This window comes from Bifidobacterium animalis subsp. animalis ATCC 25527 (assembly GCF_000260715.1).
Taxonomy (GTDB): Bacteria; Actinomycetota; Actinomycetes; order Actinomycetales; family Bifidobacteriaceae; genus Bifidobacterium; species Bifidobacterium animalis.
On sequence record NC_017834.1, the window covers coordinates 1,113,045 to 1,139,230 of the forward strand.

The 26,186-nt window shown below is 58.3% G+C and carries 22 protein-coding genes and 1 tRNA gene; 8 read left to right on the forward strand and 15 right to left on the reverse strand.

Translation table 11 applies throughout. The annotated features are described in order from the left end of the window. Positions 1 to 105: 105 nt before the first annotated feature. From BANAN_RS04745 to BANAN_RS04770, 6 genes are all read right to left on the reverse strand, one after another. Complete coding sequence (locus BANAN_RS04745; protein ID WP_014697787.1) at positions 106 to 1,608, reverse strand: alpha-amylase; 1,503 nt, start codon at positions 1,606 to 1,608, stop codon at positions 106 to 108. 126 nt (positions 1,609 to 1,734) lie between these two features. Then, positions 1,735 to 2,439, reverse strand: coding sequence for a gamma-glutamyl-gamma-aminobutyrate hydrolase family protein (locus BANAN_RS04750; RefSeq protein WP_041777008.1), 705 nt, complete (start codon positions 2,437 to 2,439; stop codon positions 1,735 to 1,737). Between the two features lie 136 nt (positions 2,440 to 2,575). Then, positions 2,576 to 3,082 carry a prolyl-tRNA synthetase associated domain-containing protein gene (locus BANAN_RS04755; protein WP_014697789.1) on the reverse strand — a complete coding sequence of 169 codons (507 nt, stop codon included), beginning with the start codon at positions 3,080 to 3,082 and terminating at the stop codon, positions 2,576 to 2,578. A gap of 98 nt (positions 3,083 to 3,180) precedes the next feature. Further along, positions 3,181 to 3,804 carry an ABC-2 transporter permease gene (locus tag BANAN_RS04760; RefSeq protein ID WP_014697790.1) on the reverse strand — a complete coding sequence of 208 codons (624 nt, stop codon included), beginning with the start codon at positions 3,802 to 3,804 and terminating at the stop codon, positions 3,181 to 3,183. Next, positions 3,801 to 4,679 carry an ABC transporter ATP-binding protein gene (locus BANAN_RS04765; RefSeq protein WP_014697791.1) on the reverse strand — a complete coding sequence of 293 codons (879 nt, stop codon included), beginning with the start codon at positions 4,677 to 4,679 and terminating at the stop codon, positions 3,801 to 3,803. The genes BANAN_RS04760 and BANAN_RS04765 overlap by 4 nt, the downstream gene beginning before the upstream one ends. After that, entirely contained in the window at positions 4,676 to 5,095 is a 420-nt protein-coding gene (locus BANAN_RS04770; RefSeq protein WP_014697792.1) for a GntR family transcriptional regulator, read from the reverse strand. Before BANAN_RS04770 ends, BANAN_RS04765 begins: the two co-directional genes overlap by 4 nt. Positions 5,096 to 5,436: 341 nt before the next feature. Here BANAN_RS04770 and BANAN_RS04775 point away from each other — a divergent pair, with 341 nt between their 5' ends. Both BANAN_RS04775 and BANAN_RS04780 read left to right on the forward strand, forming a co-directional pair. Further along, positions 5,437 to 6,444 (forward strand): helix-turn-helix transcriptional regulator, encoded by a 1,008-nt coding sequence (locus tag BANAN_RS04775; protein WP_014697793.1) that lies wholly within the window; start codon positions 5,437 to 5,439, stop codon positions 6,442 to 6,444. Between the two features lie 67 nt (positions 6,445 to 6,511). Beyond that, positions 6,512 to 7,537, forward strand: coding sequence for an adenosine deaminase (locus tag BANAN_RS04780; protein ID WP_014697794.1), 1,026 nt, complete (start codon positions 6,512 to 6,514; stop codon positions 7,535 to 7,537). A gap of 16 nt (positions 7,538 to 7,553) precedes the next feature. Here the strand turns inward: BANAN_RS04780 and BANAN_RS04785 are convergent, their stop codons facing one another. Next, on the reverse strand, positions 7,554 to 8,747 hold the full coding sequence (locus tag BANAN_RS04785) for an ATP-binding protein (protein WP_014697795.1): 1,194 nt from the start codon (positions 8,745 to 8,747) through the stop codon (positions 7,554 to 7,556). 153 nt (positions 8,748 to 8,900) lie between these two features. On the opposite strand from BANAN_RS04785, the gene BANAN_RS04790 reads away from it, so the two are divergent. Beyond that, positions 8,901 to 9,557 carry a P-loop NTPase family protein gene (locus tag BANAN_RS04790; protein ID WP_014697796.1) on the forward strand — a complete coding sequence of 219 codons (657 nt, stop codon included), beginning with the start codon at positions 8,901 to 8,903 and terminating at the stop codon, positions 9,555 to 9,557. Positions 9,558 to 9,569: 12 nt separating this feature from the next. Here BANAN_RS04790 and BANAN_RS04795 read toward each other — a convergent pair whose 3' ends face one another. The 3 genes from BANAN_RS04795 to BANAN_RS04805 all read right to left on the reverse strand — a co-directional run bounded on the left by BANAN_RS04795 (position 9,570) and on the right by BANAN_RS04805 (position 11,096). Beyond that, entirely contained in the window at positions 9,570 to 10,010 is a 441-nt protein-coding gene (locus tag BANAN_RS04795; protein WP_014697797.1) for a GNAT family N-acetyltransferase, read from the reverse strand. 82 nt (positions 10,011 to 10,092) lie between these two features. Then, positions 10,093 to 10,491, reverse strand: a complete 399-nt coding sequence (locus tag BANAN_RS04800; protein WP_014697798.1) for an inorganic pyrophosphatase — start codon at positions 10,489 to 10,491, stop codon at positions 10,093 to 10,095. Positions 10,492 to 10,511: 20 nt separating this feature from the next. Beyond that, complete coding sequence (locus BANAN_RS04805) at positions 10,512 to 11,096, reverse strand: P-loop NTPase family protein (protein ID WP_014697799.1); 585 nt, start codon at positions 11,094 to 11,096, stop codon at positions 10,512 to 10,514. Positions 11,097 to 11,257: 161 nt separating this feature from the next. On the opposite strand from BANAN_RS04805, the gene BANAN_RS04810 reads away from it, so the two are divergent. After that, entirely contained in the window at positions 11,258 to 12,301 is a 1,044-nt protein-coding gene (locus BANAN_RS04810) for an FUSC family protein (RefSeq protein WP_162178378.1), read from the forward strand. Between the two features lie 194 nt (positions 12,302 to 12,495). On the opposite strand, the gene guaA is transcribed toward BANAN_RS04810, so the two are convergent. Further along, positions 12,496 to 14,058 carry a glutamine-hydrolyzing GMP synthase gene (guaA, locus tag BANAN_RS04815; protein ID WP_014697801.1) on the reverse strand — a complete coding sequence of 521 codons (1,563 nt, stop codon included), beginning with the start codon at positions 14,056 to 14,058 and terminating at the stop codon, positions 12,496 to 12,498. 477 nt (positions 14,059 to 14,535) lie between these two features. Between guaA and BANAN_RS04820 the strand changes: the two genes are divergently transcribed. The 3 genes from BANAN_RS04820 (at position 14,536) to BANAN_RS04830 (ending at position 20,324) form a co-directional block, all read left to right on the forward strand. Further along, the gene (locus BANAN_RS04820; RefSeq protein WP_014697802.1) at positions 14,536 to 17,013 is read left to right on the forward strand and encodes a phosphoketolase; all 2,478 of its coding nucleotides are present in this window, start codon (positions 14,536 to 14,538) and stop codon (positions 17,011 to 17,013) included. 240 nt (positions 17,014 to 17,253) lie between these two features. Beyond that, positions 17,254 to 18,936, forward strand: coding sequence for a phosphate acetyltransferase (pta, locus tag BANAN_RS04825; RefSeq protein ID WP_014697803.1), 1,683 nt, complete (start codon positions 17,254 to 17,256; stop codon positions 18,934 to 18,936). A 155-nt stretch (positions 18,937 to 19,091) separates the two neighbouring features. Further along, entirely contained in the window at positions 19,092 to 20,324 is a 1,233-nt protein-coding gene (locus BANAN_RS04830) for an acetate/propionate family kinase (RefSeq protein WP_014697804.1), read from the forward strand. A 74-nt stretch (positions 20,325 to 20,398) separates the two neighbouring features. Here the strand turns inward: BANAN_RS04830 and aroA are convergent, their stop codons facing one another. Together aroA and BANAN_RS04840 are read right to left on the reverse strand one after the other, a co-directional pair. Further along, a complete protein-coding gene (gene aroA, locus BANAN_RS04835; protein ID WP_180753599.1) occupies positions 20,399 to 21,781 on the reverse strand; it encodes a 3-phosphoshikimate 1-carboxyvinyltransferase in 1,383 nt (460 codons plus the stop codon). 94 nt (positions 21,782 to 21,875) lie between these two features. Further along, a tRNA-Pro gene (locus BANAN_RS04840) sits at positions 21,876 to 21,949 on the reverse strand. Positions 21,950 to 22,052: 103 nt separating this feature from the next. Between BANAN_RS04840 and BANAN_RS04845 the strand changes: the two genes are divergently transcribed. Then, positions 22,053 to 23,282, forward strand: coding sequence for a hypothetical protein (locus BANAN_RS04845; protein WP_014697806.1), 1,230 nt, complete (start codon positions 22,053 to 22,055; stop codon positions 23,280 to 23,282). A gap of 57 nt (positions 23,283 to 23,339) precedes the next feature. Here the strand turns inward: BANAN_RS04845 and glgX are convergent, their stop codons facing one another. Both glgX and BANAN_RS04855 read right to left on the reverse strand, forming a co-directional pair. After that, positions 23,340 to 25,457 carry a glycogen debranching protein GlgX gene (gene glgX, locus BANAN_RS04850; protein WP_014697807.1) on the reverse strand — a complete coding sequence of 706 codons (2,118 nt, stop codon included), beginning with the start codon at positions 25,455 to 25,457 and terminating at the stop codon, positions 23,340 to 23,342. Between the two features lie 84 nt (positions 25,458 to 25,541). Beyond that, complete coding sequence (locus BANAN_RS04855; RefSeq protein WP_041777010.1) at positions 25,542 to 26,183, reverse strand: NUDIX hydrolase; 642 nt, start codon at positions 26,181 to 26,183, stop codon at positions 25,542 to 25,544. Positions 26,184 to 26,186 lie beyond the last annotated feature (3 nt).

Below are 26,186 nucleotides of genomic sequence, written 5' to 3' on the forward strand. Positions count from 1 at the left end.
GTCTCCCTCTCCTCCCCGGTGTCAACCTCTACAGAGAATAGCGCATAGCTGGCCGGTTATTCCTAGTCTAGAGGCATAGACTCCGTTTGTGCCGCACCTATGCTCTCAGGCGCATGCAATCCCATCTGCGGGCGTGCCGGACAACGCTTCCAGCATCACCCCGTAATCGTCCGCATCAATATAGATGGCGCATGACCGCGGTGGGCATCGCATTATGCCCTGCCCCTGTGTGTCAGTCGTCGCCGGGGCATCAGGATGGCATACGTCGATAAGCGTGTGCGAGGCGAGCGCCGCATTGCGAACCTGTCGATGGACCTCGCTGCTCCCGGTGTTGAGCACCACGCACACCGGATGGTTTCCTTCCACCACCCAGCACAGCGAATGGGCGGTGTCGCCCGGCTGCGCCTCCACCTGGTCCCCCAGCAGATGCGCGCGGATCCACACCATGTGCGGCAGGAACCTCATTGGCGGGATGAGATCGTGGGGTACGCCATAGTAATCGCCGAAGAACACGCAAGGCAACACGGTGTCGCGTAGCAGAATGCATGCGTACGCCAACGGTTTGAACCATGGTTGCACCCAGGATTCGAGCGCCTGACCGGGTTGTGTGTCATGGTTGTCCACGAAGGTGCATGCATACGTCGGTTCACGCTCATACAGCGTGTCTGCGGCAAGTCCCCGCAGATCGAATCCCTCTGGGTTCTTTGAGGCCTGTTCGAAGCGGAAATGGAGTGCGACATCGAACAGCATCATGCAATGGTTGCAATCATGCAGGTACGAGGTCAGCTCGCCCGCGTCACCCGACCAATACTCCCCCACGGCAATGCCGGGATGATTGCCGTATCGTTGCATCGTGCGCAACCATGGCGCGAAGAATCCGGCGTCGATGCTTTTCACCGCATCGAGACGGAAGCCGTCCACTCCTGTGGTCGTCGTATACCATATGCCCCAATCCGTAAGCTCCCTGGCGACCTCAGGTTCGTTGACATCGACGTCATCTCCCATGATGTAATCGAAGTTGCCGCGTTCATGGCTCACATTGTCGCTCCACTGCTTGCCGTCGAAACGCATGATGCCCGTCGTGCCATCATCGGTCGTGTAATCGGTGCCGGTGAAATCGCTCCAGTTCCATTTGAATGTCGAATACACGCCGCCGCGTTCGGGGAAATCGTATACGGTGTCCAAGGTGCGTTCGACCACGGTGGAGTCGCTTCTCGTGCGGTCGTCCACATTCACTTCATGTGTGCGCACAGGTTCCGTTCCATCGGCACCCATGCGGTGGTTGAACACGATGTCCGCGAATACACGAACACCATTGCCCTGCATCGCGCGAATCGCCTGAAGGTACTCCATGCGGGAGCCGTATTTGGTGGGAACAGAGCCTTTGGCATCGAACTCCCCAAGATCGTACATGTCATAGACGCCGTATCCCACGTCTGAATCGCCGGCCTGCCCCTTGTACGCAGGTGGAAGCCAAGCTGTGGTGAATCCGGCATGGGCCACGCTCGACGCCTGCGATGAGAGCCATCTCCATAGGTTGTGGCTTTCGGGCAGGTACCATTCGAAGCATTGCAACATGGTCTCATGGTTTGGTTTGTCTATCGCCATATCCGTTCGCGTCCGTAAGTGTCGTCAGTTGCCGTGTCCTGTTGCCTCCATGCTAACGACATTTGCATCCAATACGCCCGTAGCTTGTGGCATATTGAATTGGCCCGCGCACTGCAACATTCAATCTCAGAGTGTGCAGGCGTTCACGAAGGAGCGGAATATGCACCTGCTTGGTTCGTCTATTTTATATAGATGTTCAGGGTGCCATTGCACAGCACGATAGAATGCACTTCGAGGTCTGTAGATCGCTTCCACGAGACCATCCTCGCTGATCGCCATCGGATCCAGCCCCTCGCCCAGCTTGCAGATGGCCTGATGATGTCGGCTGTTGACCGCAAGGTCGGTGTCGTGTAAATCTTCTCGCAGGGGCGTCCTGCTTAGAATGTGCACATGGTGAGCCGGCCGATCATAGGGTGGGTGCTGATGATGATCGACGTCGCTGGGATGTTCGCTCGGCAGATCCTGATACAGCGTCCCTCCGCAGAAGACGTTCATGATCTGCAGACCACGGCATATGCCGAGCACCGGTTTGTCGCTTGCAACGGCACGTTCAAGCAACGCGAGTTCCATCTCATCCCGCGCATCGCAGCAGTGCAGATTGCCGTATCGGTCCGATTCGCCGTAGCATTCCGGATTCACGTCATGCCCACCAGTCATCACAAGACCGTCGCACATGCCGAAGATCTGGTCGGTCTCCTGTCGATCGGTCGTCAATGCAGGCATGAACGGCACTGCACCGGCCTGACGCAATGCATTCATGTACCCGGGAAGCATCCATAAGCTCCCCCGTTCGTCATCCACCAACGGCATCACCGCGACCACTGGCCTCATATGCCCTCCGTTCCCTCATTGCCATGCAGACATGAACATGAGCACGATAGCCAAGAGAGGGACATTCTCGGTGACATGACGATTACGAATCCATTTCAGCATCGAGGTGCATGGATGCCAACCCGGCCGTAATCCGCTACCTGACAACACCAAAGAATTGCGCGGCTGAGATGAACCTGTAATCGTGGCCCGTGTGCCCGATGAACCCGAGCAGATCCTCGTATTCCAGACTCACCGTCTTCGTGTTCGTATTCGGGTGCATGAGCAGACGCTGGCCTGCGAGCGCGGTATCGACCAGCACCTCGACCTGCTGGTCGGCATCGTTGATGAGTGCGAGCGGAGTCACCGATCCGGGTTCGAGGTTCAATACGCGCCGCAGTTCGTCGGCATTCGCAAACGAGAGCCGGCCCGTACCGATGATCTGTGCAAGTGCCTTGAGATCCGCTCGTCGATCCTCGCTCATCAGCACGAGATAGTAGTTTCCTTTTCGATTGGTGAGGAACAGATTCTTGATCGGGGTGCCATCGATGAGCGTTTTGACGAATTGTGCGGCCTCCATTGTCGTGACCGCGGGGTGTGTGACTTCGGTGTAGTCGATACCGAGTTCGTCGAGAATATTATAGAGCGTCACAGTGCCGAGCATACCCAAGCCGCCTCCCAGACATTCCCTATGCCATGACAAGCCCCTCATGCCTCTGCGTGCATGAGGGGTGTCTGCATCACAACCGCAGTTTCCGACAATCACCATTCGGCTCTGCTGAGTATGCGGTGGGATATCGATACTGATGTGACCGTGCACACCAAGCAGACAACGCCGCCAATCAGTATCAGCATGCCGTTTGGGATGGAGATCAGAGCGACGAGGATGCCCTGATTGTTCGTGACGGAAACGACGAGTACGCATATCGTGAAGATGACGGCCATCGCCACGATGCGCATCACCGCGGCACGGTCACGGAAGGCGAGACTGATAGGGATTTCAACCGCCACCGTCACCGACACCGTCGTCAGGACAATCACCAAGGCAACAGGCACCTGGTTCCATGCCATCTGCGGGCTCAATGTGCCGAGGGCCATGAGCACAAGCGACAGGAGCATCGGAGGGATGATGGCGCCGCAGTACTTCTCGATGAGATAATCGCGGGTATTAAATGGCATCGTGAAGAACATGCGCCGACATGCCCGTGACACGTCGTTCTGCACTGTCTTGCATACCAGCATTGCCAGCATGAGCGGCAGGAATGCCACACCGAATGCGTAGAGGTCGGAAAAAAATAGGTAGAACACGGTCAACGCCAGCATGCACACCAGCAGCATGCGTTGCTTGCCAAGCCAGATCGCGTCTCTGACGAACAGACCTTTCATTGCATTGTCCTTTCCTGCATCGTTGTGGTTCGCGGGTCGGCACTCATCAGCGTGATGATCTCATCGATGCTTGCCCCACAGATCCCCGCTCCAGGCAAGTTCTCCTCATAGAATCCACGTTCGTCGGTAACGGCTTTCCAGCCGCCGGGCGTGCGCTGTTTGGCGAGTATGTACCGTGGGTCTGCCGCTGACATCTGATCGTCGGTGAGTGTGAGCACCGCATATTCGTTGTGCAATGCATCGATGGTTTCGTGCATGCGAATTCGGCCGCGGTCAATGAGGTAGAAGTCGTCGCATAGATTCTCCAGGTCGGTGGCGATGTGCGAGCTGATGAGCATTGAACGGCCTGGGATCTCCATGTATTCGCGGAGCAGGTCGAGCACTTCGTTACGGGCGATGACGTCCAGACCGGTCGTCGGCTCATCGAGGATCAGTAGTTCGGGGTGATGTGCCATTGCCATGATCGTTTTGCATTTGGCAAGCATGCCCGTGGAGAATTCCTGAATCTGCCGGTTCAGCGGAAGCATGAACCTCTGTAGCTGTGCCCTGCACCATTGTTCGTCGAATGTCGTATAGAAGCGTCTGCGTTCGTCGATCTCATTGTTCAGCGTGAAGGTCGGCACGAACGTGCTGTCGCCGAAGGTGACGCCGGTGCGCGATTTCACGTTCACTCCCACCCGGCGGATGGGGTCACCGAGAATGGTCCCATCCCCTCCGTCCGGCCTGGCAAGTCCGAGCATGAGCCTGAATGTGGTGGTCTTGCCGGAACCGTTGGTGCCGATGAGAGCGGTGATGGTGTTGTCCGGCACCTCCATCGTCACGTCGAGGTCGAAATCCAGATAGTGCTTCGTCACATGGTCAAGTGCAATCTTCATGATGCTCCTTCAGTCCGTTCGGCGGTGCCGCCCGAATCCGCGGAGGCGTCTTCAAGCAGCATGACGACAAGCTCGAGGATCTCCTCGCGGGTCAGCCCAAGCCGCTGGGCTTTGGCGATGGCCTGCGCGAACTGCTCCTCGACCTGGCGGTTGAGCTCCTCGGCGACGATGTTCGGCGAGATCTGCGCAACAAAGCTGCCCTTGCCCTGAACGGTGATGACAAGTCCCTCCCGTTCAAGTACGTCGTATGCTTTCTTCACCGTCAGTGCGGAGATTCTGCAGGTACGAGCGAGAGAGCGAACCGAATCCAGCGGCTCCCCTGCCTTGAGATTTCCCTCTTTGATGAGCGCACGTATCTGATCGACAATCTGTTCGTAGATTGGCGTCATCGAGGTGGTACTGATCAGAAGCTGCATCTCCCCTCCTTTCGAACGTGAGAATACAATGTGTCCAAGTTCGATATATAACAGTATATAACAGATAAAACAGTGCATATCTCTGGCGTGTTGGCTCACAGGCATGCTCACAGACACATTGCGCGACATTCCATATGACAAGATGGGAACGCGCTGATGAAAGACGCGAGCAATCATTGGAATTCCAACGATGCAACCGCAAGTTGACATCAGATCGCCGGTTGCCGGAGCGAATGCAACCGCAAGTTGGTGGCGCGCTTTCCGCATTTCGGGCATAGTAGGGGCATCGGCACCCGTGACGGTTGCCGAAACGAGTAGGCGCGAAGGAAAAGGACAGGACCATGAGCTTCAAAGACAATCTGCAATATCTGCGTGGATCGCGCAATATGACGCAAGAGCAGCTGGCAATGCTGATTGGCGTGTCACGGCAATCAGTGAGCAAGTGGGAAAGCGAGAAGGCGTACCCCGAAATGGACAAGCTGCTCATGCTATGCGATATGTTCGGCGTGAGCCTCGATGACCTGGTCATGGGTGACGTGCGCAATGCAATGGTCACATCGGCAGATCACGGCGGGGATGGGCACCCAAAAGCACCGATGCCTGAGATGAAAGGATCGGCGTTGCCTCAGGACATCACCGGCTACGAGGAGCATATGCGCAAATTCGACCTGATGATTCCCACCGGTGTGTTCGCCATCATCTTCGGCGTGGCCGTTGGCAGCCTGTTCGATTCGAGCAATTCAATTCTGGGTGCCAACAACGCGAATGAGGTGCTGATATTCCTGTGCATCGCCATAGGCACGCTCGTCGGTCTCGCCCTGCTCATCCCCGCCGGACTGGCACACAGTGCGTTCAAACGTCAGCATCCCTATGTGGAGGACTTCTATACCGAGTCGGATCGTGCCGCCGCCCGCAAAGTGCTCGCCATAGCATTGATTGCAGGCATCACCCTCGTCATGGCCGGCATCGCCATCAACGTATGGGCCGATGAGGTGCTCAGCATAGACGAGGGATGGCCCAACACGGCACTCCTCATATTCGTCGCAGTCGGCGTGTGGTTCATCGTATTCGGCGGCATGCAGTATGGACGGCTCAACATCGCCGACTACAACAAGGAATCGGAGGAGCAGCATGCGCAGGAGAACGCGGCGGAGTCAATCTACGACAAGGTGAATGGGGCGGTATGCGGCATCATCATGATCACGGCCACCCTAGTCGGCCTCACGTTGCTGTTCTGCTTTGACGGTGGACCGCACGGCATGTTCTGGATGTCTTGGGTGATCGGCGGTTTCCTCTGCGCAATCGCCTCGATTGTCACAGGACTCATCAAATCCACCAAATCCGTCTGAACGGCGTCCTGGCACAACATGGAGTGGGTAGAATATGGGAAACCGATATCGCAATGGAACGAGGAACATGGTGGACGGGAAAATCAGGCAGGCATTGGAGACGATGCCGAAAAGCGAACTGCATCTGCATATCGAGGGAACGCTCGAACCGGAGCTTGCGCTGACGCTGGCGGACCGCAATGGGGTGACATTGCCTTGGAGGGGCATCGATGACCTGCGGGCGCAGTATGAATTCGAGAATCTGCAGTCGTTCCTCGATCTCTACTATGCGCTGATGAAGACGCTGAAGACGAAGGACGACTTCAAGGATCTCATGCTCGCCTATCTCACACGGGCGAACGCGGATGGGGTCAAGCACGCCGAGGTTTTCTTCGATCCGCAGGTGCATGTATGCACGAATGGTTTGGATTTCAACATGGTGCTCGACGGCCTCCTTGAGGGAATGATGATCGGCCGCGAGCGCTTCGGCATCACCGGTGGCCTGATTCTGAGCATCGTACGCGACATGGATATCGATTCGGCGAACCGGATCCTCGACATGGCGGCGCCGCGAAAAGCCGAGATCCTCGGCATCGGGCTCGATTCGGCGGAAGTCGGCTACCCACCGGCCGAATTCATCGATCAGTTCGCGCGGGCAAGGGCCTTTGGCTGGCACTGCGTGGCGCACGCCGGCGAGGAGGGCCCGGCGGCGTATATCCGCGATGCGCTCGATCTGCTGCACGCCGAGCGCATCGACCACGGCATCCACATTCAAGACGACCGCGAGCTGCTCGAGCGCGTCGCACGCGACGGCATTCCGCTCACCTGCTGCCCGTTGTCGAACCTCAGGCTGCAGGTCGTACACGACATGCGCGAGCATCCGATTCCCAGATTCCTGCATGAAGGGATCGTATGCACGATCAACTCGGATGACCCCGCATATTTCGGAGGCTATGTCGCGGCGAACTATGCCGCGCTCGCCGACATCGGCATGTCGATGGAGGAATTGGCATCGCTCGCCAAGAACTCCATCGACGCATCGTTCGCCTCGGATGGGCGCAAGGCGCAGCTCCATGCGGAGCTCGCCGCGTGGCGCACGCAGCATGGTCTCTGATCATGCCATATGCATATCATTCGCCGGTCTCATATGGTTCGACACGCACCGGCAACGCACGCTTGATATACGCATCCATACCGGGGACGGTGAACGCCACCTGACCCCGCCGTGGTGCATAGATCAATCCCAATTCGATGAGTTGATTGCGCACGTTCGTCAACGAAGAGTTCGGCCGACCAAGACTTCGGGCCACATCGGCGGTGTCCACAGCATCGGCGTCTTCAGCGGCCATCGCCGCCATATAGTCTCGTCCCAATTCGCTTGCACGCTGCCAACGGGAGATGTAGAGGCCTTGGTCCAACGTACGCCATGCTCCCGGCAGGCCGCGTTCGACCGCATCTATCGTCATCGGACTTGAATCTGCAGCGTCCCATGTGGCCGAACCATACGCCTGAATGAAATACGGATACCCCATGCTGCGTTCCACCAACTCGGCCAACGCCGTATCGTCGAACGACCTGCCCGCCTCCTGCGCGGGGCTCTGGAATCCCAGCGCACTCGCCTCTTTCGAGAGCGATCCAAGCCGATGGTACGTGAACAGGCGTTCCGCGTAAGAACGTAGTTTGGTGAGCACGCCTGGCAGATTGGGCAATCCTGCGCCCACGATGAAGAATGGAAGATCCTGCTGCCCCATACGGTGCTGGATGCCGATGAGCGCGCCAAGCACTTCGTCGGACATCTCCTGCAATTCATCGACGAACATGAACAACCCGCTCTTGCACGCCTTGAGCTGCCTCGACAACTCCTCGACAAGCAGCTCCAAACGGTACGCATCGGTCTGTATCTGGGCGTCCTGCGGTTCCGTATCCACCGTCGCCTTAACGATGCCGAAATCGAATGACAGGTCCTTCACATACGAGAATGCGTTTTTCAACGCCTCCCTCAACGCGCGGTCGCGCATGCGTTGCGTCGCCATCATCAATTCATGGAAGATGGCATCGTATTCCTTGCGCGCGTCCCCGTTCGCCTCGCATTGCACAACCATCATGCCATGCGCGCGGGCCTGTTTCGCGAACTGCAGCAGCAGCACCGTCTTGCCCATGCCACGCAGACCGCTGTAGATCATGCCCCGATCGACGAACCCCAGCTCCGTACGGACGAGCAATTGTTCCATATCCGCCAAATCGGCATCACGCCCGACAAGATCGCGCGGCGACTTGCCCGATCCCGGCATGAACGGGTTGAGCGCCTTCGTGGAAACCTCCATGTCATCTCCTGTGTGTGAGTTGTATGCAGTTTCATTTCCATATATCACTGTATATTGCACTATATTCAACTATATCAGTGTATATTCGCATATATCATCGTATATACACGGACGTCTGTACACACCACATATCCATCGCTGTACCATGACATCATGAGCGCACATGAGATAAACACCCGTCTGATCATCGTCGAAGGACTGCCAGGCAGCGGCAAGAGCACGACGGCCGCAATGGTCGCCGCCGAACTCGAAGCGCGGGGGAAGGACGTCGTCTGCGTCGACGAAGGAGCCGCGAACCACCCCGCCGATGTCGGCGACTACGACTTCCCTGATTTCGCGAGCGAACGCGCCACGATACTCGATACATGGCGCGCGTTCGCAGCCCACGCCGAACCTGATACGACCTACGTGTTCAATTGCGTCCTGCTGCAGAATCCGATGTGCGAGACGATGATGCGGTTCGGCATGAACGAGGATGAGTCACGACGGTATATCGGTGAAATCACGGCGATCATCGCGCCGCTGCATCCCGTCATCATCTACATCGACGAACCGGACGCGAAGTCGGCTATTGATGGTGTCCTCGACGAACGCGGCGATGGTTGGCTCAATGCCGTCATCGACTACCACACGGCACAAGGGTACGGTGAAGCGCATGGGTTGCGCGGATACGAAGGGTACATCGCGTGCCTTGAAGAGCGCAGAGAGCGGGAGCTGCGCATCCTACGTTCACTTCCGGTTGACAGCCACATCATCGCGCCATTGAGCGATGCCAAACGGATATCGACGGTGGTGGATGCGATACCGTGACACGGCCGCGCACTACAGCCACTGGATGAACGCGGTCTTGTCGGTGCTGTTGTAGCCGGCATGACGGTAGAAATCGAGGGTCTTCGGATCATGGGAGCCGGTGAGCAGCATCATCTTGTAGCAGCCGGCCTGTTGTGCGAGCGCTTTCGCATGGTTGAGGCATGCGGTCGCATAGCTGCGACCACGCACATCGGCGCGCGTCACGACGTTCTCAACGAACGCATACGGACGTACGCCACGCGTCAGATTTGGAATGATGACGCATACGCATGAGGCGACGATGTCCCCATCGTGCTCGCATACGATGAGATGATGGTCGGGATCGGCGAGGATGCGCACCCACGTGTCATGCAGATGCCTGTCATGTTCCGGAATCGACTGTTCATGCAGGTCGAGGTACAGCTCGAGCAATACGTCAAGGTCCCCTTCGTATGCTTCCCTGATATCCGTCATGCCCCGTCTCCTTCATCATCATGCCCGCCTTCTGTATGACCGCCCATATTATCGCATCACGCAATGGCGCGTCCATGCCATCTTATGACCGTGGCGGCTTCCTACAGACAAGAACGCCTTTCATATTCTCCGTCTCATTGTGCACGCCGAAGATGAGCCGCTTCTCTTCCTTGGTGCAATCGATCAGAATCTTGATCTCTGAATCCCCTTTCACCAGATCCGCCACACAGATGATCGCATCGATGCCGCACAAGCCTGTTCCCACCCAGACATCGATCCCGCTTCCGTCCATCGACGCCGTATCGCGCAGATACCCATAATCAACCGGATAGATGGAGTCGGGGTATCGCGGATGGCTTGTCCCTTTCGGCCTATCAATCACGATCGTCGACGTGGCGGCCAACCCATCTAGGATTCTCCAGTAGCCATCTTCCTCCATCGTACCGGCGCGCTGTGCTCCCATCCCCTCGGCCTCCCGCATCTTCCGTTTCCCCTCCCGGTTCATTCGTAATGACGCCCAGTATGCCGCATAGAGGCAACATGATGGACGCGCCAGCCATGCTCTTTCCCGTCTCCCGTTTCAAAACCGCTTGGAATGTCGGCAAGCGTTTGCGTCAACTCCTCCCGCGACGTGAATGTGCGGATGCGCACATCGTGATGCGCAGCGGCCTCGTCCAGTGCGGCGATCATCTGCGGACGCCGCCGGGTGGGAAAGCCGATGATGTACCGCCGGAACTCCTCATCGAATTCATGCTCAACCCACGGCATATCCTCATGCTTTATGCCAATACGCCGCTCGACACCCTCAAGGCACACACCGGTGGGGAAATCAAGGAAGAACACAGTGTCGCAATATGCAAGTCGCATCGGCAACGTCCGGGCGAAATTGCCGTCGATGATCCACTCGTCCTGCTCGAGGATCATCTGCAGACGTACGTCGAATTCCTCACGCGTGATGGTCGTGCGGTCTGGCTTATGCCACAGCATGTCCAGATAGTACAGCGGCAATCCGGTCGCATCGCGCAGCCGGCGCGCGAACGTGCTTTTGCCCGCACCGGGGCATCCGATGACAAGTACGCGTCTCATATCCCCTACTATGCCATGGCCTTTTGTCCATCCCGGTCCACGCAGGAGGCATGCGGCTGCTATCATGAAGCTAAAAAATCACCCGGAACAGGAGATGCGCCATCAACGAACCATCCTTCTATCAGCTTCTTCAGATGGATGCCCATGGGCTATGGGCGAAAGTGAAGGCGACCACGGAACCGCGAACAAAGGCTCGTCTCATCTTCGCCATGTCAATCAGGAGCATTCTGCTCGTCTCCTTCGCCGTCGTATTCATCGGCGGTTTGTCGGCGGTGTTCGGCCCCGATAACTCCGGGCTGGCCGTGGCGGGATTCTGCATCCTGCTCGGCATCAAGCATGTTCCTTATGGATACCGCGCCACGGACAGTGTCATCGCTCTGGCGTTCGTCTTAGCGGCCATGGTGTGTGGGGGACTGGCGGCCCAGGCATGGCCGCCAGTCCCCTGTCTGATGGTGAACTTCCTGCTCATCACCGTCATCCTGGTACTCGTTGCCGACGAGCCACTGATGGGCAACGCCGGGCTCTATGTGTTCGGATACCTGTTCGTGAGCCAGACGCCTGTGAATGGGGAAGCGCTCGCAAGCCGGTGTGTGCTGGCGTTGCTGCTGTGGCTGGCATGCAGCGCCGTGCTCCTGCACAAGCACCACGGGAAGTTCCAGAATGTTCGTTTGTATGACATGCTGGCTGCATTCAGCGTATCCAGCGCAAAGGGACTCTGGCAGATCAGACTGTCCGCAGGGGTGGCCATGGCTTTGCTCATCGGGGAACTGGCAGGACTGCCCCGAGGCGTATGGGTGGGCTATGCCTGCATGTCGGTGCTTCTCCCCTTCGGCGAAGCGGGAACGAGCCTGCCAATGCGAGCGCTGCAGCGCATAGGCGGAGTTGTCGTGGGATCATTGCTATATGCCGGATTCTCGCTTGTGGTACCGGCCGGGTCCCGCATCCTGTTCGGCCCCATCGCAGGCATCTGTATGGGATTCTCCAGCAAGTACATGGTAAACAACGCCCTCAATTGTTTCGGCGCCCTCCTGCTTGCCGAGAGCGTCTACGGCGTCTCCGGATCTGTGACGTTGCGGATCTACGACAACATGATTGGTGCGCTCTTCGCGGTATGCTGCACCGTGCTGTTCTCACTTCTGGAACGCCATGCCTCCTCCGATGAAGCACCGGCAACCAACCGCACCAAGCCGTCGACGAATATATAATTCCCATTCCAGACGGTGCCTGTCACAGTGCGCATTCATCCAAAAAGAAAGGCCTGCCGAACGTACTTCGGCAGGCCTCGTCATGCGGAGCACAATCCATAAGGACGGCAGTTCATGCGTTCTCCCATGGAATGGACCCAATCATGCTCGATGGAGGGGCAACTCAGAAGTGTTCCCAGACCAGAGCGTCGCACTCACTCCCACTCAATCGTCGCCGGCGGCTTCGACGTGCAGTCGAGCACAACACGGTTGATCTGGCGGCATTCGTTCGTGATGCGCGTCGAGATCGTCGCGAGCACGTCGTACGGCACGCGCGACCAGTCGGCCGTCATCGCGTCCTCGGAACTCACGGGACGCAGCACGATCGGCATGCCGTACGTGCGTTCGTCACCCTGCACACCCACGGAGTGCACGTCGGCGAGCAGCACGACCGGGCACTGCCAGATGTCGCGATCCAGACCGGCCTTCGACAGTTCCTCACGGGCGATCGCGTCGGCGTCGCGCAGAATGTCGAGTCGTTCCTTCGTGATCTCGCCGATGATGCGGATGCCGAGGCCCGGGCCCGGGAACGGCTGGCGCCAGACGATCTCGTCCGGCAGGCCGAGCTCGGTGCCGATCGCGCGCACCTCATCCTTGAACAGCGAACGCAGCGGTTCGATCAATTCGAACTTGAGGTCGTCGGGCAGGCCGCCCACATTGTGGTGGGACTTGATGTTCGAGGCGCCGTCGCCGCCACCGGATTCGACGACGTCCGGGTAGAGCGTGCCCTGCACGAGGAACTTGACCTCCTTGCCCTGGGCACCGGCCTCTTCAATCACCTGACGCTGCGCCTTCTCGAAGGTGCGGATGAATTTTTCGCCGATGATCTTGCGCTTCGTCTCAGGATCGGAGACGCCCTTGAGCGCATCGAGGAAGTCCTTAGAGGCATCGACCGCGATGAGCTTGATGCCGGTCGCCGCGACGAAATCATGTTTGACCTGCTCGGCCTCGCCCTTGCGTAGCAGACCATGATCCACGAACACGCAGGTGAGCTGGTCTCCGATTGCGCGGTGCACGAGCGCTGCGGCCACGGCCGAATCGACTCCACCAGACAGACCACAGATGACCTGTGCGTCACCGACCTTCTCACGAATCGCAGCGACCTGCTCGTCGATGATGTTCCTTGCGTTCCAATCGGCTTCGATGCCGGCGCAATCATGCAGGAAATTCTCGATCAGATCCTGTCCCAGCGGCGTGTGCTTGACCTCAGGATGCCACTGCACGCCGTAGAGCTTGCGTGAGGGATCCTCCATCGCAGCCACTGGCGCCCCTTCGGTATGCGCGGTGACTTCGAATCCGGCGGGTGCCTTGTTCACGGCGACACCATGGCTCATCCAAGTGGTCTGCAGGGATGGCGAACCGTCGAGAATGCCCGTGGCATCGTCCACCACTGCTTCCGTCTTGCCGTACTCGCCGAGCGCCGCCTTGTCGACGTCGCCGCCGAGCTCATGGGCCATCACCTGGAAGCCATAGCAGATGCCAAGCACCGGCACTCCGGCCGTGAAGATGCTCTTGTCAATGGTAGGAGCACCGGGTTCGTACACCGACGCCGGGCCGCCTGACAGTATGATCGCGGACGGCTTCTTGGCCAGCATCTCCTCGACCGGCATCGAATGAGGCACCAATTCGGAATACACGTTCGCCTCGCGCACGCGGCGCGCGATGAGCTGCGCGTATTGCGCTCCGAAATCAACGACAAGGACAGGACCTGCTGCCATTACGCTCCCCTTATATAGGTTCATTACTCGGGCATTACAACACATCTATTGTGCGCAGGCAAGTAGACATTGAAATTCGCACATGCCACGGGTCGCATCGGTGTCGCCTCAAGCGCTCAAGCACTGCGATCACAAGGATTTTCCAGATTGTTCGCTTGTTTTCAACACGCCGCGTAATATCCTCACAAACCGCACGCGACAACGACGGCGAAAATGCTTGCATTCGTTGGAATCTCAACGTTTCTCGCCTTTATTCACTGATTTTCCATTTTCACAAATCGCTCGAGCAATCGCCCAAATTCGCAAATTATGCGCACAGATTCGCCCACACTGTTTCAAAAACTGCAAAAAGGTCAGCGTATTCGCGTAACATAATCAGCGATCGGACACGGAAACCGGCCTGCAGGACAGCACCGAAGCCCGTGTCCAATGGAATAAACAAATCGCACATTTATGTGCAGGAGTACAGGAGCACACATGACTAATCCTGTTATTGGTACCCCATGGCAGAAGCTGGACCGTCCGGTTTCCGAAGAGGCCATCGAAGGCATGGACAAGTACTGGCGCGTCGCCAACTACATGTCCATCGGCCAGATCTACCTGCGTAGCAACCCGCTGATGAAGGAGCCCTTCACCCGCGATGACGTGAAGCACCGTCTGGTCGGCCACTGGGGCACCACCCCGGGCCTGAACTTCCTTCTCGCCCATATCAACCGCCTGATCGCCGATCACCAGCAGAACACCGTGTTCATCATGGGTCCTGGCCACGGCGGCCCTGCAGGTACCGCTCAGTCCTACATCGACGGCACCTACACCGAGTACTACCCGAACATCACCAAGGACGAGGCTGGCCTGCAGAAGTTCTTCCGCCAGTTCTCCTACCCGGGTGGCATTCCTTCCCACTTCGCTCCGGAGACGCCAGGCTCCATCCACGAAGGCGGCGAGCTGGGCTACGCCCTGTCGCACGCCTACGGCGCGATCATGAACAACCCGAGCCTCTTCGTCCCGTGCATCATCGGTGACGGCGAAGCCGAGACCGGCCCTCTGGCCACCGGCTGGCAGTCCAACAAGCTCGTCAACCCGCGCACCGACGGCATCGTGCTGCCGATCCTGCACCTCAACGGCTACAAGATCGCCAACCCGACGCTCCTCGCCCGCATCTCCGACGAGGAGCTGCACGACTTCTTCCGCGGTATGGGTTACCACCCGTACGAGTTCGTCGCCGGCTTCGACAACGAGGATCACCTGTCGATCCACCGTCGCTTCGCCGAGCTCTTCGAGACCATCTTCGACGAGATCTGCGATATCAAGGCTGCGGCTCAGACCGACGACATGACCCGTCCGTTCTACCCGATGCTCATCTTCCGCACCCCGAAGGGCTGGACCTGCCCGAAGTTCATCGACGGCAAGAAGACCGAAGGCTCCTGGCGTGCACACCAGGTCCCGCTGGCTTCCGCCCGCGACACCGAGGCCCACTTCGAAGTCCTCAAGGGCTGGATGGAATCCTACAAGCCGGAGGAGCTCTTCAACGCCGACGGCTCCATCAAGGACGACGTCACCGCATTCATGCCTAAGGGCGAACTGCGCATCGGCGCCAACCCGAACGCCAACGGTGGCCGCATCCGCGAGGATCTGAAGCTCCCTGAGCTCGATCAGTACGAGATCACCGGCGTCAAGGAATACGGCCATGGCTGGGGCCAGGTCGAGGCTCCGCGCTCCCTCGGCGCGTACTGCCGCGACATCATCAAGAACAACCCGGATTCGTTCCGCATCTTCGGACCTGATGAGACCGCATCCAACCGTCTGAACGCGACCTACGAGGTCACCAAGAAGCAGTGGGACAACGGCTATCTCTCGGCTCTCGTCGACGAGAACATGGCTGTCACCGGCCAGGTTGTCGAGCAGCTCTCCGAGCATCAGTGCGAAGGCTTCCTCGAGGCCTACCTGCTCACGGGCCGCCACGGCATGTGGAGCACCTATGAGTCCTTCGCCCACGTGATCGACTCGATGCTCAACCAGCATGCGAAGTGGCTCGAGGCGACCGTCCGCGAGATCCCGTGGCGCAAGCCGATCTCCTCGGTCAACCTCCTCGTCTCCTCGCACGTGTGGCGTCAGGACCACAACGGCTTCTCGCATCAGGACCCGGGTGTCACCTCCGTCCTGATCAACAAGACGTTCAACAACGACCACGTGACGAACATCTACTTCGCGACCGACGCCAACATGCTGCTCGCGATCGCCGAGAAGTGCTTCAAGTCCACCAACAAGATCAACGCGATCTTCTCCGGCAAGCAGCCGGCTCCGACCTGGATTACCCTCGACGAGGCTCGTGCCGAGCTCGAGGCCGGCGCCGCCGAGTGGAAGTGGGCTTCCAACGCCAAGAGCAACGACGAGGTCCAGATTGTCCTCGCCGCCGCAGGCGATGTCCCGACCCAGGAGATCATGGCCGCTTCCGATGCCCTGAACAAGGATGGCATCAAGTTCAAGGTCGTCAACGTTGTTGACCTCCTGAAGCTGCAGTCCCCGGAGAACAACGACGAGGCCATGTCGAACGAAGACTTCACCGAGCTCTTCACCGCCGACAAACCGGTTCTGTTCGCCTACCACTCCTATGCCCAGGACGTTCGTGGTCTTATCTACGACCGCCCGAACCACGACAACTTCAACGTTGTCGGCTACAAGGAGCAGGGCTCCACGACCACGCCGTTCGACATGGTCCGCGTCAACGACATGGATCGCTACGCGCTCGAAGCTCAGGCTCTCGAGCTGATCGACGCCGACAAGTATGCCGACAAGATCGACGAGCTCAACGCGTTCCGCAAGACCGCGTTCCAGTTCGCCGTCGACAACGGCTACGACATCCCGGAGTTCACCGACTGGGTGTACCCGGACGTCAAGGTCGACGAGACGCAGATGCTCTCCGCGACCGCGGCGACCGCTGGCGACAACGAGTGAGCATAGTCTCATCGCTTAGCCGATGAAAGGCCCGGGTGCCAGCACCCGGGCCTTTTGCTATCCATTTGCTATCCATCACACAACGTCGAATATCCCATATCCATACAGAATGTGACCTGCATCACATTCTCGCGGCATTTGCAAAATAACCGGTCTGCCACGCCCCCATTCCAGTTACAATGGTCTGCGTGCACAACGCAGTCGCACGTCAGGCAGATTATCGATTTCAAAGGAGTCATCGTGAGCCTCAAAAACGTGAGCATCATCAGTCCCGAACCTGGAGACGGCCGGAACGTGGTGGCATTGGGTGTGGTGGATATGCTCGCCCACACCGCGAAGACCAGCATATTCCGGCCGGCGGTGCAGGCAGGCGAAAAGCTCACCGATGCCCTCCTCTCGGTGGCGAGCGCGCCGCAGACCCGCGAACAGGCCGTTGGCGTCACACTGCGTGACGCACGTCTCGACAAAGACAACGCCCGCCAGCAGATCGTCTCCAAATTCATCGACACGAATGCCGAGATCAATCCGCAGATCCGAGTGATCGTCGGATCAGACCGCACCAATGTGGGCGATCCCGAACGGTTCACCTTCAATGCGGACGTCTCCGCCGACCTGCAGTCTCCGGTGCTGCTCTCAGTGAGCTCGATGGGGCGCACGGCGGAAGAGATTCGCGAGACGATAGACGCATGCCGCGAGGTGGTCATCAACGCAGGCACCCAAGTGATTGGCGTGTTCATCACCGACTGCACGAATTCGGCGCTGCCCACCCTCACCGACGAATTCGTGAGCTACGACCTGCCGACCTGGCCGCTTCCCCTCGTGGAACTCGGTTCCGATGACACGAATGTCAAGGCCGCACTCGAGGCCTTCGACGAGCATGTCGACAAGGAATCACTCCTCAACGTGCTTGACACACCTTTCGTACCGCCGACCACACCATTCGCGTTCCAGTACGATCTGCTCGCACGTGCGAAGAAAGACAAGAAGACGATTGTGCTGCCAGAAGGAGAGGATGACCGCATCATCACCGCCGCGAACTACCTGCTGCAGTCGAATGTGGTCGATCTCGTCATCATCGGCGACCGCGACGAGATTCTTGCCCGGGGTGAAAAACTCGGCCTCAAGGCGCTTGACCAGGCGAAGTTCGTTTCCATCGACGACAGGCATCTGCTCGACACCATGGTGCCCAAACTGTGTGAATTGCGCGCCAAGAAGGGCATGACCCCCGACGTGGCTTTGAAAACGCTCAGAGACACGAACTACTTCGGCACCATGCTCATCGTGCTCGGCATGGCCGATGGTCTGGTCTCAGGTGCCATCAGCTCCACCGCCAACACCGTGCGCCCCGCGCTCCAGCTCATCAAGACGAAACCCGGTGTCTCCTCCGTATCGGGTGCCTTCCTCATGTGTCTCAAGGACCACGTGTCGGTATTTGCTGATTGCGCCATCAACCTCGATCCCAATCCGCAGCAGCTGGCCGACATCGCCATCCAGTCAGCCGAGACCGCCAAGGCATTCTCCATCGATCCTAAAATCGGTTTGCTCTCCTATTCCACCTTGGGTTCCGGTAAGGGACCGGATGTCGATCTGGTGGTCGAGGCCACTTCGATCGCCCAGAACAAACGACCGGACCTACCCATCGTCGGGCCCATCCAGTTCGACGCCGCCTGGTCGAAGACGGTTGCCAAGGTCAAGGCCTTCGGCAACCCGATCGCCGGCAATGTCACCGTGTTCGTGTTCCCGGACCTCGATGCGGGGAACATCTGCTACAAGGCAGTGCAGCGCACCTCCGGCGCCGTGGCGATCGGACCGGTGCTTCAGGGGCTCAACCGGCCTGTCAACGACCTGAGCCGAGGCGCCTTGGTGCAGGACATCATCAATACCATCGCCTTGACCGCCATTGAAGCGCAAAGCAACGAATAGTCCACACCGTCTCGCGAATTCATGACGTGGATGGGTGCTCTTTCGAAATGTAGAACGGGAGGGCGCCCATTCACCGTTTTGTAGCAAACGTTGAGTAATCTTGTGTGTTGGAAAGCCGCGTAGCGGCAGAGCAATCACCAATGGAGGATGCCACAATGGCGAAAACCGTCCTTGTTATCAATTCGGGTTCCAGCTCGATCAAGTACCAGCTGGTAGATCTCGAGTCCGGCGAAGGAATCGCATCGGGTATCGTCGAGAAGATCGGCGAACCGATCGACGGCCACTACAAGTACGAATACAACGGCGAAAAGCACGAGCTCGACGAGAAGGTCGAAAACCATGAGCAGGGCCTCAAGCGCGTGCTCGGGTTCTTCGAGGAATACGGCCCGAGCCTTGAGGAGGCCGGCATCATCGCCGTTGGACACCGAGTCGTCCAGGGTGGCGACACCTTCCCGAACCCTGCCTTGGTGACCCCCGACACCACTGCCAAGGTCGAGGAGCTAGCTGTGCTCGCTCCGCTGCACAACGGCCCGGAGGCCAAGGGTGCGCGAGTCATGCGCGAGCTGCTCCCCGAGATTCCCCAGGTCTACGTCTTCGACTCCTCCTTCTTCCAGCAGCTGCCGAAGGCATCGAGCACCTATGCGTTGAACAAGGAAGTCGCCGACAAGTACAAGATCAAGCGTTACGGCGCACACGGCACCTCGCACTGGTTCGTCTCCTCCCAAATCCCAGCGTTCCTCGGCATCGACGCCGAGGCCGCCAAGGGCCTCAAGCAGATCGTACTGCACATTGGCAACGGCGCCTCCGCCTCCGCAGAACTCGGCAGCCGCCCCATCGAGACCTCCATGGGCCTCACCCCGCTCGAAGGCCTCGTCATGGGCTCCCGAACCGGCGACATCGATCCAGCCGCCGTATTCCACCTGATGCGCAATGCCGATATGGATGTCGATGAGCTCGACGACCTGTTCAACAAGAAGTCCGGCATGATGGGCATGACCGGCTTCGGCGACATGCGCGAAGTGCACCGCCTCGTTGCGGAAGGCGACGAGAACGCCAAGCTCGCCCTCGACATCTACGTACACCGCATCGTCAGCTACATCGGCGCCTACACCGCACAGCTCGGCGGCCTCGATGTGCTCACCTTCACCGCCGGGGTCGGCGAGAACGACGAGATCGTTCGCCGCATGGTGTGCGAGAAACTGGCACCGTTCGGTGTCAAGCTCGACAACGACAAGAACGACACCCGTTCGAAGGAACCGCGCATTATCTCCACGCCGGATTCCACTGTCACCGTCGTCGTCTACCCCACCAATGAGGAGCTCGCCATCGCACAGCGCGCCAACGAGATCGTCACCGCCGGGGAAGACACCTACGGCAACAAGATCTGATCTCCACAGGAGAATGTGAGGGGCTGCAAGACCGTTCGTCTTGCAGCCCCTCACATTTTTCCGGGCGCCTACTGTCACCTGCCGCGCAACATGCCATTCCACATGCCCACGAAATCCGGAATCGTCTTACGCGTGGTCTCCACATTCCTTACTTCAATGCCATCAATCGCCAAACCGAGCATTGCGGCGAAGGTGGCCATACGGTGGTCGGCATAGGTCTCCATCACTGCGCCGTGCATCAGGTCCCGTGCAACCGGTGCTATGGAGATGCCCTCCGCCTCCTCCTGAGCGTCGGATCCCACACGATTGATCTCGGTGGCCAACGCCTCCAGACGATTCGTCTCATGACCTCTCAGGTGTCCGATGCCTACCAGCACACTCGGCGCGTTTGCGAATACGGCTATGGCGGCAATGCTTGGCGTTATTTCGCCGATTGCCGAAAGGTCGCACTCCCCCAGACCTTCGATTACACCGTCGCTGCTCACTTCCAAAATACCGTTGTAATCATCGGGGAAGCATTCGCAATCGTTCACTTCATTGAATGGTTCGCCTCCCAAAGTGATGGTGGCACCGAACCGATGCAGAATATGCGGCAGGAAACCACCTGGCTGCGTGGTGTGTGCCGGCCAGTTCGGAATACGCACCGAGCCGGATGCGATCAATGCCGCACCCAGGAATGGTGCTGCATTCGACAGGTCCGGCTCCACCACCGCATGAGCCGCCATCTGCAATTCGGCATGGTCCACAATCCATCTGCCCCGTTGTGGCATGTCGATGTGGCCTCCGGCTGCATCCACGTCTTCCATCGTCATACGGATATGGGGCATGCTTGGCAATTGCGCACCGGTATGCTCAAGAATCAAGCCATCAGGCAGCCGCGATCCAATGAGCAGGAGCCCCGAAATGAATTGTGAGGAAGCCGATGAGTCGATGCGCACCTTCTGTGGCTTGCCTTTGAGATTGCCCAGTTGTGTAGGCGGCGTCACTGTGAATGGTAGATGGCCCTCCTCGCCTTCGAACTCTATGCGAGCGCCCAGCTGCCGCATCCCCTCAAGCACCGGGCCCATAGGGCGTGCATAGGCCTGCTCGTCACCATCGAAACGCACCGGTCCCTTGGCGAATAATGTCAGCGGCGGCACGAATCGCATCACGGTGCCCGCAAGGCCGCAAAACACCTCGGTATTGCCAGTGAACCCTTCGGCGGGAGGCGTCACCGTAACGGTGGTGGGCTCGCTCTCGTCTTCCTGGAAGGCCACGCCCAAGGCCCTCAATGCCCCCATCATCAGTTCAGTGTCACGCGATCGCAGCAGACCCTCGATGCGCACTGGCTTGCGAGATAGTGCCGCCAGAATGAGGAATCGGTTCGACAGCGACTTGGATCCGGGAATGGTCACCGTGGCGTCGATAGGCGCGGTCGCCACAGGTGCCTTCCATATGGTTGTGTTCTGTTCACTCATACTCATATCGTATCGTTACCGGTGAAATACCGTGTGAGAATGCTCCTGAGAGGGGCACATATGGAAAACTCCCGGCAATTGCGGGAGTTCTAAGTCGGGCTGACAGGATTTGAACCTGCGACATTCTGCTCCCAAAGCAGACGCGCTACCAAGCTGCGCCACAGCCCGAATGTACCTTCTCGGGTCGTCGAAGCCCGTCAAGCACAGGAAATAACTATAACACAGGGTCTGACATTGTGCATACAATGGGGTGTCGGAAGATCGAGGTGATATGGGACGTCATCAACGGGCAGAGGCCTCCGGCCTCATCTCATTCGTGATTTGCGCCATCATAGGCGGATTCGGCATGTATTGGTACATGCAGGCGGCTTCAGCCTTCTGGCAGATCTCACAGCGCCGGTTCATGGCCTGCGCCGGAATCGTGGCGGCCTGCGGTGTGGCCTCGTTCATCGCCGGATATCTGCGGCGCAGGAGCTACAACACGTTCCGTGACATTTGGATGTTCCATCTGCGTCGCATATTCGAGGTGCTCGCCCTTTCCGTCGTCTACGCCTTCACGCTCTTCCTCACCTCGTACATGCTGTTCAACGTGATGAACGGCGCTATGGGCAAAAACGTATTCAGCACTTATATTCCGGCCATATGCGCGGCATTCGCTGGGGTATCGGGTTACCTCACCTTTGTGCAGGCGGAATTGATGGATGCCAAGACGTTGGCGTCTCTGCTGCCCTTCTTCATTATTTCGGGCGTCTGCACTGCAAGCTTCACCACCAACGATCCCTATTGGTTCAACAACAATTTCTCGCAGCTGGGTGACCGTACCACTTTTGCTGCCCGTATGTTCAACTCGACGCTCATTCTGGGCGGCACCTGCATCATCATCATCAGTTACTTCGCGGTTTCCGAGCTCATCGCCACCTACCGAGTGAAGGGTCCTCACGGCACCGTGCACATGCGCAATCCGCATTTCTCATACCATGTGCCGAAGTTCAGGGCGCGCATCATCACCTTGTCCATACTGCTGGTGCTGTGTGGCGTGTGCTTCATCGGCATCGGCTGCTTCCGCTATACCCCTCATCCGATTCTGCATAATGTGTTCGCCCGTGGCATGCCGTGCGTGATGTTCGTCATGCTCATCGGACTGCCTTGGCTGGCACCGCAGCTGTCGAGATCGTTCTTCGTCATTTCCGATCTCGCCTTGGTGGTCTGCGCCGTGGAGGGTGTCATGTGGCTCAAAGGTCACAATACGCTGACGAATGTGGAGGCGCTGGCAGCCATGCTGTTCCTTGGCTGGTTCATCGTCTTCTCTCGGCAGATCGCCTCCATTGAGGCCGACCGCATCCAGCAGCAGTTGCTACGCAGGCAGACAGTCTCGCTCGATGAGCTCGATGCGGATGAGGCTTTGGATGACGCCGCGGAGACGGAATTCCAGACCGTGCTCGACGAGAATCCCAGCATTGTGGGCAACGATTCGAAGGGTGTACCGACCCAACGGTCATAATGCCCTTATACCGACGCGTGTTGCGTATGCGAATGGTATTCGCATACGCAACATATCTCAATGCTGGTTATGATCCGCTTTACGGTCGCTCATGAGCATGAGGAACGATCTCGACTGGGCCGTGATGGCGAATCCCGCCTCGTAATTAAGCTCGGGTCCCTTTGGATTGTGTGTGTCGACGATGAGCCTCCATTTGCGACCATACTGCTCGCTGGGCAACGTGAACATGATCGGCTCGTAATGGGCATTGAAAATCAGAATGAAATCATTGTCCACCATACGATTGCCGTACCAATCCGTCTCCGGCATTCCCCCGCCGTTGAGGAACACCATGATGGACGAGGCATGCGTATTCGACCAGGCCTCGGCATCCATGATCTTGCCGTTATGCTCGAACCATTCCACCTGAGGCACTGCATCCTGCGGCATATCGCTGCTGCGTCCCGTGAAGAAACGCCGGCGATGCAGCACAGGATGCTCAAGCCGTATATGGATGAGCTTCGTGACGAAGTCCAGCATGTCCTGCTGGTAGTCTTTGAGGTCCCAATGGGTCCATGACAATTCGTTGTCCTGGCAGTACGCGTTGTTGTTGCCCAACTGCGTGCGGCATACCTCGTCGCCGCCGCAGATCATGGGTATGCCCTGCGAAAGCAGCAACGTGGCGAACATGTTGCGCATCTGGCGATGCCTCAATTCGTTCACGTCGCGAATGGTGGTGGGACCTTCCACACCGCAGTTCCAGGAGCGGTTGTTGTTCTCGCCGTCCCGATTGCCCTCCTCGTTGGCTTCGTTGTGCTTCTCGTTATAGCTGACGAGGTCGTTCATGGTGAAACCATCGTGCGCCGTGACGAAGTTGATCGAGGCGACGGGCTTTCGGCCGTTCTTCTGGTAAAGGTCGGAGGAGCCCATGAGACGGCTGGCGAGCTCGGGCAACGTCGATGGCTGCGAGCGCCAGAAATCGCGCACACAGTCGCGGAAGTGACCGTTCCATTCCGACCAGTTCGGAGGGAATCCACCCACCTGATACCCGCCGGAACCCAGATCCCAAGGTTCCGCGATGAGTTTGACCCGTGAGATCACCGGATCCTGCTGCACGATGTCGAAGAACGCGGAGAGCTTGTCGACCTCCTGGAACTGGCGTGCGAGAGTCGCAGCCAAGTCGAAACGGAAACCGTCGACATGCATCTCCTCCACCCAGTACCGCAATGAGTCGGTGATGACCTGCAATGCGTGAGGCGAGCGCATCAGCAGCGAGTTGCCGGTGCCGGTGGTGTCGAAGTAATGCAACGGGTCGTTGTCGACCAAACGGTAATACGCCTGATTGTCAATGCCCTTGAAGCTGAGCGTCGGCCCCATGTGGTTGCCCTCCGCAGTGTGGTTGTACACCACGTCGAGGATCACCTCGATGCCGTTGCGGTGGAACTCCTTGACCATGGCGCGGAATTCGTTCACCTGCTCCCCGCGCTGGCCTTGGCTTGCATATGCGTTGTGCGGTGCGAAGAAGCCAATGGTGTTGTATCCCCAGTAATTGTTCAGGCCCTTCTCCTGCAGGAACGGGTCGTTGACGAACTGGTGGATCGGCATGAGTTCTATGGCGTTCACGCCGAGCTTCTTCAGGTATTCGATGACGCTGGGATGTGCGAGACCCGCATAGGTGCCGCGGATCTCCGGAGGCACTTGTTTGTTCAGATTGGTCATGCCACGCACATGGGCCTCGTAGATCACGCAATCCGAATAGGGGATGTACGGGTGCTGGTCATTGCCCCAATCGAAGAACGGGTTGATCACGGCGGCCTTCATCATATGCGCCGCGGAATCGAGATCGTTCATGTTCCCGGGGTTGTTCGGGTCGTTGAACCAATACGAGTATAGGCTCTCATCACCGTCGATATTGCCTTCGATCGCCTTGGCGTACGGGTCGAGCAGCAGCTTGTTCGGATTGCACCACTGCCCCTGCTCTGGGTTGTACGGCCCGTGGATGCGATAGCCGTAGCGCTGTCCCGGTTGGATCCCGGGCAGGTAGGTGTGCCATACGTACGAGTTCTGTTCGGTGAGTTCCACGCGCGTCTCGTTGTCCTGATCGTCGAACAGACACAGCTCCACGCGTTCGGCTACCTGGGAGAACAGCGCGAAGTTGACCCCCGCGCCGTCGTAACTCGCTCCGAGCGGATACATTAAACCTGGTCGTGCTTGCATGTGTTCCAGTATCTCACAATCTTGTAGGCAACGGGTGATTTAGCTTCCCGACTACTTTGCCGACTATTCACGCAGTCTGCGAATCTGTTCATGCTGAATCGCGATGATCGAATTCGACGCGGTGACCGGCAATGCCAACAGATCGTCCCAACCGACCCACGCCGACTCAACATGCTCATCACCGTCGAACTCAGTGTGTGTGGCATGCCAGGCATGCAGATGGAGCACGAAGATATGCGCCAGCTCATCGGTCATGCCCTCCGAGGAGTAGTAATCGCCGACGATATCGAAATGCACGTCACCGTCGGTGTCCGCAACCACACCCGTCTCCTCGCGTAGCTCACGCAACGCGGCGGTATGCGGGTCCTCGTCATGGTCGATCAGCCCGGCGGGGAGCCCGTAGGTGAACCGTCCGATCCCCGCGCGGTACTCGCGTTCGATCAGGTAGGTGTCGCGCACGCAATCATGCACGAGCATGACCACACAGGGCGCGTGCACCAGCACCTGTCGGCGAATGACAATCTGGTCGCCGTTGTTCCGCGTCAATGCGATTCTACGATCGTCGACATGGAATATCGCACCCCTGTATTTGGTCTCACTGTCCAGTACTCGCGCGGGGATGTCCATGTTCACACCATCTGAACTACGGTCAAGCATGGCATCGATGATCTCAGACTCCACATTCCGCTCCCTGTCGCAGCCCATGGG